9 protein-coding genes are annotated in these 12,432 nt (G+C 42.6%); 4 read left to right on the forward strand and 5 right to left on the reverse strand.

The features are described 5' to 3' along the window. Window positions 1–317 precede the first annotated feature (317 nt). Both M8998_RS03650 and M8998_RS03655 read right to left on the reverse strand, forming a co-directional pair. Complete coding sequence (locus M8998_RS03650; RefSeq protein ID WP_249990713.1) at window positions 318–3,437, reverse strand: basic secretory protein-like protein; 3,120 nt, start codon at window positions 3,435–3,437, stop codon at window positions 318–320. A gap of 62 nt (window positions 3,438–3,499) precedes the next feature. Then, complete coding sequence (locus tag M8998_RS03655) at window positions 3,500–5,809, reverse strand: transglycosylase domain-containing protein (RefSeq protein ID WP_249990715.1); 2,310 nt, start codon at window positions 5,807–5,809, stop codon at window positions 3,500–3,502. Window positions 5,810–6,029: 220 nt separating this feature from the next. Here M8998_RS03655 and rpoN point away from each other — a divergent pair, with 220 nt between their 5' ends. Next, window positions 6,030–7,493 (forward strand): RNA polymerase factor sigma-54, encoded by a 1,464-nt coding sequence (gene rpoN, locus M8998_RS03660; protein ID WP_249990716.1) that lies wholly within the window; start codon window positions 6,030–6,032, stop codon window positions 7,491–7,493. A 16-nt stretch (window positions 7,494–7,509) separates the two neighbouring features. Here the strand turns inward: rpoN and M8998_RS03665 are convergent, their stop codons facing one another. The 3 genes from M8998_RS03665 to M8998_RS03675 form a co-directional block, all read right to left on the reverse strand. Then, window positions 7,510–8,325: a ZIP family metal transporter gene (locus M8998_RS03665; RefSeq protein WP_249990717.1), complete on the reverse strand. Its 816-nt coding sequence runs from the start codon at window positions 8,323–8,325 to the stop codon at window positions 7,510–7,512. Between the two features lie 92 nt (window positions 8,326–8,417). Further along, a complete protein-coding gene (locus M8998_RS03670) occupies window positions 8,418–8,699 on the reverse strand; it encodes a GNAT family N-acetyltransferase (RefSeq protein ID WP_249990719.1) in 282 nt (93 codons plus the stop codon). Window positions 8,700–8,701: 2 nt separating this feature from the next. After that, the gene (locus M8998_RS03675; protein WP_249990721.1) at window positions 8,702–9,130 is read right to left on the reverse strand and encodes an SRPBCC family protein; all 429 of its coding nucleotides are present in this window, start codon (window positions 9,128–9,130) and stop codon (window positions 8,702–8,704) included. 159 nt (window positions 9,131–9,289) lie between these two features. Here M8998_RS03675 and M8998_RS03680 point away from each other — a divergent pair, with 159 nt between their 5' ends. The 3 genes from M8998_RS03680 to M8998_RS03690 are packed head-to-tail and all read left to right on the forward strand — an operon-like array spanning window position 9,290 to window position 12,321. Further along, on the forward strand, window positions 9,290–9,655 hold the full coding sequence (locus M8998_RS03680; RefSeq protein WP_249990722.1) for a Spx/MgsR family RNA polymerase-binding regulatory protein: 366 nt from the start codon (window positions 9,290–9,292) through the stop codon (window positions 9,653–9,655). Between the two features lie 14 nt (window positions 9,656–9,669). Then, window positions 9,670–11,625, forward strand: coding sequence for a M1 family metallopeptidase (locus M8998_RS03685; protein WP_249990724.1), 1,956 nt, complete (start codon window positions 9,670–9,672; stop codon window positions 11,623–11,625). Window positions 11,626–11,628: 3 nt separating this feature from the next. Next, window positions 11,629–12,321 carry a carboxypeptidase-like regulatory domain-containing protein gene (locus M8998_RS03690; RefSeq protein ID WP_249990726.1) on the forward strand — a complete coding sequence of 231 codons (693 nt, stop codon included), beginning with the start codon at window positions 11,629–11,631 and terminating at the stop codon, window positions 12,319–12,321. The last annotated feature ends 111 nt before the right edge of the window (window positions 12,322–12,432 follow it).

The raw sequence follows: 12,432 nt of genomic DNA on the forward strand, positions 1-12,432 counted from the left end.
ATTTATAAAGGAAAGGCTTTATTATAATGAAATATTAGCGTGAGCACATATGAAGGATTTAGGCAGAACTATTCTACAATAACTTTTCCTCTATAACGGAAATTTATTCAATTATCTGCTCTCGGTTATTAGGAAAAAATTCGCTCTTGGATAATATGGGTACTAAGTTGAGCGACATGAGGTTAACTTTTTAAACGATGAAGAACCTGCCGACAATCAGATGCTGCTTGGCATTATTTCGGAGCTACCGTTTAGCCAGCATAAGCTAATGATAATGTATCCATCCAATTAGCTTATGTCAGCTCAGATAGATAAATTTACCAGCCCGGCGCAAAATTTAATCCGAAGTGGCCAAACTGCGAACGACCGCCCACCAAAGGAATAGCATAGTATGGTTCCAATATCATGGCACCAAAGAGGTTTACGCGCATCGAGATACCAACACTATATAACGGTGCACGAACCTGCTGATTATACTCATAAAAAGATTCGCCATTTGGATTATCAACTAAGATACGATCTGCATCAGTCTTACTCCAGCGAATGGTGTTGCCTCGGCTCCAAGCTAGTCCCGCGTCGAAAAACAAGTTCAAATCAGACCAAAGTAATCCTGATTTAAAAAGCGCCAAACCCTCTGGCCCCGTAAACGGCAAGCGCATTTCAAAATTGGCTACCGCCATGCGAGACCCTACCAAATCTCCAAAAGTTACCTTACCGGAAAGATCCTGTATGCGTTCATAGCCACGCATTAGAAACGGATAGCCAATATACAAGCCTTGAAAGCGATTTTCCCCCTCACCCACACGCATATAAGAATATACCCGCGCTGCCAATGTAACTGGTTTCAGGCGTTCGTATCGACGATAGTCGAAATTATACACCTGAAAATTTTGTTCACCGAAATTTTGTCCAACTGTCATTCTATAGCGATAGCCCTGCAGGGGTGCGGCAATACCGAATACGGCATTATCGCCAACAAAACCTGCCGTAACTTGCGGCATGGCAAACGTTTCCAGATTTCCCAAACCCAACCGCAAAGCATCATCCGAACTCATGGTATTACGATCACTGATACCAGTGTTTCTGCCAAAACGCCAATGCTCTGCACGAAATCCATACCGAGCGTAAGCAGCGCCGACTTCGAAGCGGTGAACTCTATTAAAGGGATAGGCTACAAAAGCTTCCAACTGGGTTTGAAACTGCCGTATCAGGTAGGTATTCTCCACCAACTCGTCACCCTGCCCTAAATTTTGCACGTTAAACTCCGTAAAACCATAGCGAAAAGGAATATGCGATGCCGAGAAACCCCAATTCCAACGATTCTGCTGATTAATGTACGCCAGCTGCCCACCAAAATCATAAATTTCACCATTAATATTGAGCGCTCCTAAAATTTGATTGTAACCCAATATGTCGGAGAATGTACCAAATACCCCCCCTGCCATACCAGCACCATATCGGTTACCCACTGCCATGCCCATCCCCGTGTTGGTGAGGTAATCCAGCTTAAATTGTGGCCGGTAAGGGATTTCATTAATTTGAGAAGAATTGATGCGACGATAAGTATTGAAATTCCTTAAATTATTGTTTATCACGTCTACTCCTCGATCCTCATCTGGAAATAGCATCGCGGCGTTAAAATCCACGAGTTGATTATCTACTGATACTGGCTCAAAAGCAGAAGCATCCGCGCGATAAACACTATACTCGTTGTTTTTAAAGAATGAATAAACGATTTCGTCTTGTGCAGAAATGCTCATAGCCGGTGAATATTCTGTAATTCCACTAATGCCGGTAAAGAAATCGGTAAGGCGCTCCACTTGTTCTGAATCCGTCTTCAAGCGATACATATTGCGAAAACCATCACTGTTAGAAAGAAAATAGATCGCGGAACCATCTGCCGAAAAGTGCGGATTTAAGTTATTTGCTCCCGGGAATACATTCAGGCTCTTGAAAGTATTTTGTTGCAAATCAAAAATGGCAAGATTCATCGGAATATCTACCGAACGATTATTCGCTTGCAGCGCAAGGCGATCGGTACTAAAGACCAAATAACGACCATCTCGAGAAAAACTAGGCTGCACGTCGGAATAATAATCGTCCATTAATTGCACCAATTTCTTACTGGAAAGATTGTATGTATACAGATCGCTTTGGCCGTTCTTAAGTCCAGAGAATGCCACAGTTTCTCCGTCAGGAGACCAGGTGATATTAGCAAACTGTGCGATACCTTCCATCTCGACCAGACCAAGTTGCCTTCTCTTTTCGACATCGATAATCATCAGTTTGTTCTTACCTTGGTTAAATACGCTAAAGGCAAACTGCTTACTATCTGGTGAAAAAGCACCTGCAGATTCAATAAAGCTAAAAGCATCTATATCTTTATTAGTCTGTCTACTACCCAATTTTTTAAGCACCTGACCAGTTTTTGCATCAGCTAGAAATAGGTCAATTCCAAAAAGATCTAACTCAGACAAGAAGGCTACATATTTGCCATCCGGCGAAATCGCAGGAGACACGTTCATTCTTCCCGCATTAGAACGAGTCAGTAAAGGTGTACCAATTGGCCGAGAGGTAGTATCCTTGCCTAACTTCCGATAGGTATCTTCCATGGTATTCTTCCACAAGGTGGAAATGGTCTGTGCATCATAGCCAAACACACGTTTCATACCGGTTTCATAACCATATTTAGCCGATTCGATAAACATAGGCATAATCACAGTATCACCATACGTAGCGCCAATAAATGCCAGAAAAGATTGGCCGTATCGATATGGAAAATAGCGATGCGATTGATTGGTCATCTGTTGCAACGATGGAAAATCTTTTCTGGCGTAAGCGTCGCGCATCCACATGGAAGTATAAGCGTCTTTCTTGCCGATGGAGAAATACTCCGCCATACCTTCTATCATCCACAGGGGCAGATTGCCTACATTTTCTAATCGGGTACTGTCATTGCCCTCGATCAACATACGATATTGGAAGGCGTGTACCAACTCGTGCCCCAACACATGGCGCGTTTGATGATTGGATTGTGCAATCGGCATCACGACACGCTGCTTGAAAGCTTCCGTAAAACCACCCGTACCTTCGCCAATCTCGCCCTGCGTGGCCGTGGTCTGTTGGAAGTCGGGATGATTATTATAAAAAATAATGGGGTTTTTACGCAGAAAGGTATCTTGAAAAACCTGCTGATGCATTTCATACCACACCTCAGATTCTTTGGCCAACCAGTGCATCATCGAATCATTATTCAAGTAATAGTATACATTGAAGTGAGGTGTATCATACACCTTGAAATTCAGCTTCTTATACCGCATTTTGTTCTGACCAAAATACTGACTCATGCCGATAGATGGCGCAAGAAAACAAAGAATAAATCCCAAAAATACCGGGATAGAAGAACGACAACGGATCATATCATTTCTATATTTCATAAAATAAGTATTGATCTGTGGTGGCAGATCAATAAGTATACACTATCAATTATATAGCGGTATTACAATTCTGGTCCAATAATATCCGGAAAGGTAATTTCTTCAAAATCTGGCATCTCCATTTCCTCGATTTCTGTACTAACAGAATCAGGCTGTACGCGAATTCTAGGGCTTGGACAAAGATAAGATTTCGTAATTTTTACACTCGGTTCAGGAAATTTACCAAACGTAACACCCAATTGAGGCTGTTTGTACAGCTCCTCCAAAAACGAAGCATAGATTGGCAAGGCGGTCTTAGAGCCCTCTCCATTGGCGGAGCTGGTAAAGTGGATGCTCTGCTCATCGCAGCCCACCCATACGCCTGCTACTAAATCTTTCGTCACTCCCATATACCAACCATCCACATAATCGGAGGAAGTTCCGGTTTTACCACCGATTTCATTATTATTCTGGAAAAGATCCCATTCCCAAAGCGCTTGAGACGTACCTCCAGGTTCTTCGATCGTACCCCGCAACATATAGCTCATTAACCAAGCATTTTCCGGAGAAATAGCTTGTTTTTGCTCCGATTTAAATTCTGCAAGCACACGTCCGTTTGCATCCACAATCTTTGATACTAAGACAGGTTCTGTCCGCTTACCTTTATTCATAAATGCGGCGTAGGCTCTGACCATTTCAAAGACAGATACATCATTGGAACCCAACCCTACAGATGGCACAGATGCCAGTGGGCTGGTAATACCTAGCTGATGCGCCATCTTAACCACATTATCCCAGCCAACATCGTTGGTAATTTGTGCAGTAACACTATTGAGAGAACGTGCCATAGCCCAGCGAAGCGACATCTGCTGATAAGAAAAATTCCAATCCGCATTTTTGGGCTCCCACACTTCATTTTCATTTTTATTATTGACAAACTCAATACGCACAGGCTTATCCTCATACTTGTCGCATGGCGCCATACCCGACTCTAGTGCCGCCATATAGGCAAAAGGCTTGAAGGTAGAACCCGCCTGGCGACGTGCTTGATTGACGTGATCGAATTTGTAAAAACGATGATTGATGCCACCAATCCAAACCTTTACCTCACCGGAATAGGGATCCATAGCCATCATCCCCATGTTGAGCATGGTGAGGTAATGCTGTAGAGAATCCATAGTAGAAAGTGTTTTCTTTTCCATGCCGTCCCAGGTAAACACCTCCATCTCCTTTGTTTGGCGCAGAATGTTGAACACTTGCTCCTCATTATTACTATGCTGCTCCATCAGGGTTTTATAAATCGGCAGGTTGCGGGCCTGATCTTCCAGGAAATTAGGAACGACTTCACCGCTTTTGTCACGCCATGGTGTCTTTCCACGCCATACGTTGTCGAATCTATTTTGCAGCTCTCGCATACGTTGCACCATATTATCCTCCGCTATGCGTTGCATGCGTGAATCGATAGTCGTATAGATTTTAAGTCCACTGGTATAAATATCAACGTCATTTTCTTTAGACCAGCTATCCAGCCATTTCTCTACCGCAGTGCGTAGATAAGAATCATTTGAACTGGAAACTTCGTGATAATTTAGGTTCAATCCTAGGGAATCTTTCACCAATTTGCCATGCTCTGCTTCGGTCAAATATCCCTCTTTCAACATCTGACCCAATACGACATTTCGGCGTTTGAAAGCATTATTAGGATTACGAATAGGATTGTACAACGTAGTGGCTTTGAGCATGCCAACCAATACCGCTGCTTCTCTTTCTGCTATCTGCGAAGGTTGTTTATTGAAGTAACGTAGGGAGGCCGACTTTATACCATAGGCATTGTTGCTAAAAGATACTGTGTTCAAATACATGGTAATAATTTCCTGCTTAGAATATCGGCTCTCTAGCTTAAAGGCAGTCATCCATTCCTTGTATTTTGTGATCAGGATGCCTACTCCTGGAATTCTACCCAATAATCCTTGCGATTCCTGGTATCGGGTTTTATATAAATTTTTAGATAATTGTTGTGTGATAGTACTTCCGCCGCGGTCGCTACCACGTAAGGTAGATACCACACTACCGATAAGTCCGAGAAAGTCCACACCGCTATGTTCATAAAATCGAACATCTTCTGTTGCGACTAACGCCTCTAAAATAGCTGGTGAAATACTATCAAAGGCTACTGGATCCCGGTCTTCGCGAAAGTAACGACCAATCAAAACCGAATCGGCAGTATATAACTCAGAACTCACGTTTAAAGTCGGTAAAACGATATCATTCTTGGTGGGTGAATAGCCAAATAAACCAAGGAAATTGAGCTGTATAGCACAGGTGAATAGAATAACGGTGTACACAAGGATTAATATCCATCGCAAAACCTGGTTTTTCACTCTTTTAAACATGGGGTAAAAATGGGTAATTAGTTTGATAAACTATCGTGCAATATTAAAAAAAGATGCGCGCTATCCTATCAATTTAAGGCTTTTTAACAAATGGTTATCAGATACGGTTAAATTAGAATCTCCCATAGCAATAATTGTACCCAAATCAGTATTTTGGTAATGCACACTGAATATTCTGGCAGAAAATGACTATTTTTACCCCATCAAACGATTGTATCTAATGTTAAAGCAGACCTTACAACAAAAACTTTTACAAAAACTATCTCCACAGCAAATTCAGTTTATAAAGCTGTTGCAGGTGCCGACGGTTTCATTAGATGCAAGGATAAAAGAAGAGCTCGAAGAAAATCCGGCATTGGAAGACGGCAGTCTCACCAATATGAATGATCCGATCGAAGAATATCCAGATCGTGATCCAGACGATAATTTTGAGATGGAAGAACGCTCTACCGAAGAGGAATTTAGCGTAGAGGAATACATACAAGAAGACGATTTTAATGATTACAGCTCTTCTTACTCCGGCGACGATGAGGATGATCGCAAAGAAATCCCAGTAGCCATACAGGATTCATTTTATGAAAACCTACGTAATCAACTGGATCTATTGGCCTTAAGTGATAAGCTATACCAGATTGGTTTACAGATTATTGGCAGCCTTGATGATGATGGTTACTTAAGAAGGCCTATTCATTCCCTAATTGATGATTTGGCATTTTCACAAAATGTGATCGCTGAAGAAGAGGATGTATTGGAGATTCTGCAAGTGATACAGGAGTTCGATCCGGCCGGTGTGGGTGCACGAGATTTACAAGAATGTCTTTTGATCCAGTTGCGCAAGAAAGATACCACTAATCCGATCATTCAGAAGGCAGTGATTGTCATCGAAAAGTACCTCGAAGAATTCATCAAGAAACATTACGATAAGATTGAGAAGCAACTGGGTGTAGATTCTGCCGAGTTAAGAGATATCTTTGCGGAGATTTTGAAGCTAAATCCCAAACCAGGTGATGCCGGCACTGTTGCAGGAAAGCAATTGCACGTAATCCCTGATTTTCACATCTCCAATAACGATGGGGTACTCCACCTCACCTTAAATGGTCGCAATGCACCAGAATTACGCGTCTCTCGTTCTTACCAAGAGATGTTCGCACACTATGAAAAGGCCGAAAAGAACGATAAGAAAATGAAAGATGCCGTGCAGTTTGTAAAGCAAAAGCTGGATTCTGCAAAATGGTTTATCGATGCCATTAAACAACGACAACAGACGCTTCTAAAGACCATGAATGCTATTATGGAGTATCAATACGATTACTTTCAGAAAGGCGACGATCGGATGTTGAAACCGATGATCTTGAAAGATATCGCCGAGCGCATTGAAATGGACATATCAACGGTATCGCGTGTGGCAAACTCTAAATACGTACAGACAGAATTTGGTACTTTTCTATTAAAATCCTTTTTCTCGGAAGCAATACAAACAGATTCGGGCGAAGAGGTTTCCAATAAAGAAGTTAAGAAAATTCTCGAGGAGTGCATTGCCAACGAAGATAAACGTAAGCCTCTGGCCGACGAAAAGTTGACAGACATCTTGAAGGAAAAGGGTTATTCTATCGCTAGACGCACGGTGGCCAAATACAGAGAAGCCATGAATATTCCCGTGGCGCGACTACGTAAAGAACTGTAGATAAAATTTGATGGTGTTAACCTAGTGCTACGTCTAGCACCATCATCACCACAAAACCCAGCACAAATCCTAAAATAGGCACATCCGAGTGCCCTTCTGCTTGTGTCTCCGGCACCACCTCCTCTATCACGACAAAGATCATTGCTCCAGCGGCAAAAGCTAGTGCATAGGGTAAAAGTGGCACAAAAAAGCCAACCGCTAAAACTCCTAATACGGCAAATATCGGTTCTACGATCGCTGATAACTGCCCATAGGTAAAACTCTTCCAACGGCTCAATCCCATCCTGCGTAAAGGCATAGAAACGGCTATTCCTTCCGGAAAATTTTGTAAGCCAATACCAATCGTTAGAAGAACGGCTCCTGCAATACTGGCATCACCTAATCCATAAGCTACGCCACCAAAAAGCACACCAACCGCCAAACCTTCCGGGATATTATGCAAAGCGATCGCAATAACTAATAAAGTCGTACGATGCAAAGATGATTTCGGACCTTCAGATTTTGCAAAATTAATGTGTAAGTGCGGCATGAGCTTGTCCAAACCAAAGATAAATAGCGCTCCAGCGATAAAACCCACCGCTGCCGGCACGACTTTCTTAAAGCCTTCTCCATCGCTCATTTCGATAGCTGGCTCCAGCAAGCTCCAGAAGCTTGCCGCGATCATAACTCCGCCAGTAAATCCCAGCATCATATTTAGAAACTTACGATTGATTTCCTTAAAGAAGAAAACAAGCGCAGCCCCAAGTGCCGTGACACCCCAAGTAAATAAACCAGCAAATAAAGCAGCCTGCAACGGATGCAAGGAAGCGAAGTAAGAAATTAAATCATCCATTACACTATTCAAGTCCTGAAATTGAAGTATCCAGGCTTACAAAGAAAACAAAAAATGTGTTAAACTCACTTTTATCGAAGAAAATGTTTCGGCTAAGCACGAACATCCGAATACGAATCGTTCTGATCAAACTCCGCTTCAGCAAACGGGCATTGTGGTATGATTTTCCAACCCTTCTCACGTGCTATAGACACGACTTCTTTGACTAATGCTTTTCCTACTCCCTTATTACGCGCAAAAGACTCCACTTCTGTATGATCGATAAGCACCTGATTGTCACCATGCAATACATAGGTAATCTCACCATATTGTACATCGTCTTCCAAGGCCAAAATGATCCCGTTCTCCCCTTTTGGTATATGTTTTAATTCCATCGTTATTTTTCTAAATAATTTGCTAATGAGCGTTTCAATATATCATTCCAGCCAGCGTCGAAGCTGTCAATGCTAAATGCTTCTCCGCCTTCCTTGTGATTTAGCAGATGCTCGTGCATTAATCGAACGGAAGTAACGGAACCCCGGGGGATAAGCTCCCAGGTCACCACCGATTCTCCGATCATCAAATCAGGATAGCTCCACGTATACTGCAAGCGTACATTATCTTCTGCATCTAAAATTTTACAGCGATGCAAAAACACACGCTCACGACCTACTTTTCGAAATTCGAATTCTGATCCTTCCTTTACAGGAAATGCGGATACATCAAAACACCATTCCCGAATTCGATCTGTCTCGGTCAAAGCCTGCCACACCCGTTCTACTGGCGCATTATAAGTTACTTCGATGTGAATAGTGTCTAGATGCATCTGCTCAAAATTTCTTATTAAAATACAACTTTTTGTTCTGGATCTGCAATCAATTTTTATTTTTTGTTCATAAGGTATTTTTAGGATAAACACACAATCGCGCAACAAGTTTTACCGGCGTGTATATCCATATAAACGATAATTTAATATCTTTATACCATGACAGCATCCAAAAATTCACACCTAAATGTTTACGGTATCAAAAACTGTAGCACCGTAAAAAAAGCTCTGGATTGGCTCACAACAAATGAAAAGCCTTTTGTATTTCATGATTTTAAGAAAGAACCCGCTACTGTAGGCAAGCTGGAAGAGTGGGAAAAACATGTTACTTACGAAACTTTATTGAATAAAAAAGGAACGACCTGGCGAAAACTTGGATCGGAAGTACAACAACAAATTGTCGATGCTCCGTCGGCGAATGCAGTCTTGGCAGCCAATAACAGCATGATCAAACGCCCTATAATAGAGCATTCAACTGGTTTGCTAGTCGGTTTTGACGAAGATAACTACAAAACATACCTTTAGAAACGCGCATACGAATGAACAAACTACTATCCTTTGTAGCCATGGCTGGAATGGCCATCAGCTCCATATCGCTTCAAGCTCAGCAAGCCAAAGAATCGCTGTACGATTATACAGAAGCCTTCCATCCCATATTTTATAATAACAATGGTTCTCCCTACCGTTCTGCAAGTGGCCGCCCAGGACACAACTATTGGCAGAACGCAGCTAGTTACGACCTGAAAGTTCGTCTAGATGATCAGGCCAATCGAGTTTCTGGCCATGTTACGATAACGTATACCAACAATAGTCCCGATGTGTTGGATTTTATTTGGTTACAACTAGACCAGAATCTTTTTGAGCCAAATTCAATCGGGCAAGCAGTGGTGCCGTTATCCAATAGCCGTTATGGTAGCGCTGGTGATCATTTTAACGGTGGTTACGAAATTGCTTCTGTGGGCGTAAATGGTCAGAATGACGCGAAATATACGATCAATGACACTCGTATGCGTGTTGATTTGGCTAAGCCTTTGGCGGCCAATGGTGGAAAAACTACATTGACCATTGAATATGCTTACAATATCCCGATGTATGGTGCGGATCGTACAGGAATTCTTGAAACGGCACAAGGGAATATTTACGCGATTGCGCAATGGTACCCGCGAGTGTATGTGTACGACGATGTACAAGGTTGGAATACGTTGCCATATACCGGACCCGGTGAGTTTTATTGTGAATACGGAGATTTCAACGTCGAGATTACGGCGCCTGCAGAGCATATCGTGGTTATGGGTGGCGAGTTACTGAACCCGCAGGATGTATGGACCAGCGAGCAGCTGAGCCGCTATAAAGACGCGCAGAAGAGCGATAAGACAATTATGATCCGATCGGCAGAGGAAGTAGCAAATAAACAATCTCGTCCGAACAAAAAGGAATTGACTTGGAAATACCGCTTAGAAAATGCACGGGATGTAGCATGGGCTTCTTCTAAAGCATTTATCATAGATGGTGCGCGCATTAATTTGCCTAGCGGTAAAAGCGCATTGGCGATGTCTGCTTATCCGGCAGAAAGCAATGGCGGCAACGCTTGGGAGCGTTCTACCGAATACACCAAGGCCTCTATCGAGTATTATTCCAAAAAATGGTTTGAGTACCCCTACCCGGCTGCCGTGAACGTGGCATCTAATGTGGGTGGTATGGAATACCCTGGAATTTCATTTTGTTCCAGCAAAGCGAAAGCAGGTAGCCTTTGGGGCGTAACAGATCATGAATTTGGTCACAACTGGTTTCCAATGATTGTAGGTAGCAATGAGCGTTTACATGCATGGATGGATGAAGGCTTCAACACCTTTATCAATGATCTTTCTACGGCGGCATTCAATAATGGGGAATACGAACGTCGCATGGGCGATCGCAATAGCATGACGACGGCTTTCGCTGTTCCTGGTTTGGAGCCCATCATGAGTTCACCGCAAAATATGCGCGAGCGCAACTTAGGTATTCTTGCCTATTACAAACCGGGCTTTGGCTTACGTTTGCTCCGCGACGAGATTATCGGCGCGAAGCGGTTCGATGCCGCATTTAGAGCCTACGTGCATGCTTGGGCATTCAAACATCCTACACCGGAAGATTTCTTCCGTACAATTGAAAGCGAAACTGGTGAAAACCTCGCTTGGTTTTGGCGCGGCTGGTTTCAGCACAATTGGTTATTGGATCAGGCGATTGATGAAGTACGTTATGTAGAAATGTCGCCTGAGAAGGGAGCTATTATTAAGATTAGCAACCTGCAGAAACTTGCGTTGCCGGTAGTGGTAGAGGCCGTGACAGAAAGCGGTCAAAAAGTTCGTAAAAAACTTCCAGTAGACATTTGGGAACGAAACAAAACCTGGTCATTTATGTTAGAAACTAAAGAAAGATTGGTATCTGTAACCATCGATCCAGATCATGTATATCCAGATATCAATCAGGAAAATAACACTTGGAAATCTAATTAAGTAATGAGACAAACTCTTTTATCGATAACGGTATTGGCTATTCTATTTCTGACCAGCGGACTCAGTTCCTTTGGTCAGGAACTGAAGGGCGTAGTTTATGACCTTCAAAACAGTCAAAAGCTGCGCGGAATTTTAGTCAAGAATCTGAATAATAATAAGCAGGCAGAAACAGATAGTGAAGGTAACTTCACGATAGATGCTAAGGCAAATGATTACCTACGCCTTTCGGGCGGTGGTTACGAGTCAGACACGATTTTTATTTATGAACAGGCACTGCGACGTGTGTATTTAGTAAGGGATCAAGAAACCTTGGTGATCAACGAAGTGTATGTAACGCGTTTATCGGACAGCCGTCTGGCATCGGAAATTGCACGTGCAAAGAATGACGGACAAGCGGCGGAAGCCAGTCAGCAACGCGGTGGACTGCGCGTCTCTCCTTCTCGCTTGTTTGGAAGACGTGGGAAGCAAGCGAGAAGCAATTTAGATGTTTTGATCGCTGAGCGCGACAATCGGCAAGTGGATCGGGTGTTTACTAATCAGCTAATTCGTTCGATGACTCCACTTACAGATGACGAAATTCCGCTGTTTCGAGAGGGCTACCGACCAAGTTTATCATTTATTGAGAGTGCCACTCCGGAAGACTTAAGAGCTTACATTAGTGATTCTTACACCAAATACAGAAAAGAAAAACCATAACATAATGCATTTTTTGCAGAGAAAATTTTAAAAGATATTTGTAATTATCTCTAAAAATAGTACCTTTGCATCACTTCAAACAAGAAGATTTACGTTTTCTGAAAGAAGTAA

The organism is Sphingobacterium sp. lm-10 (assembly GCF_023554555.1).
GTDB lineage: Bacteria > Bacteroidota > Bacteroidia > Sphingobacteriales > Sphingobacteriaceae > Sphingobacterium.

What these genes read in the sequence shown, in the direction of transcription:
- M8998_RS03665 (WP_249990717.1), bottom strand. Translation starts at nt 8,325, where the DNA reads ATGGATGATTTAATTTCTTACTTCGCTTCCTTGCATCCGTTGCAGGCT.
- M8998_RS03690 (WP_249990726.1), top strand. Translation starts at nt 11,629, where the DNA reads ATGAGACAAACTCTTTTATCGATAACGGTATTGGCTATTCTATTTCTG.
- M8998_RS03685 (WP_249990724.1), top strand. Translation starts at nt 9,670, where the DNA reads ATGAACAAACTACTATCCTTTGTAGCCATGGCTGGAATGGCCATCAGC.
- M8998_RS03675 (WP_249990721.1), bottom strand. Translation starts at nt 9,130, where the DNA reads ATGCATCTAGACACTATTCACATCGAAGTAACTTATAATGCGCCAGTA.
- M8998_RS03680 (WP_249990722.1), top strand. Translation starts at nt 9,290, where the DNA reads ATGACAGCATCCAAAAATTCACACCTAAATGTTTACGGTATCAAAAAC.
- rpoN (WP_249990716.1), top strand. Translation starts at nt 6,030, where the DNA reads ATGTTAAAGCAGACCTTACAACAAAAACTTTTACAAAAACTATCTCCA.
- M8998_RS03650 (WP_249990713.1), bottom strand. Translation starts at nt 3,437, where the DNA reads ATGAAATATAGAAATGATATGATCCGTTGTCGTTCTTCTATCCCGGTA.
- M8998_RS03655 (WP_249990715.1), bottom strand. Translation starts at nt 5,809, where the DNA reads ATGTTTAAAAGAGTGAAAAACCAGGTTTTGCGATGGATATTAATCCTT.
- M8998_RS03670 (WP_249990719.1), bottom strand. Translation starts at nt 8,699, where the DNA reads ATGGAATTAAAACATATACCAAAAGGGGAGAACGGGATCATTTTGGCC.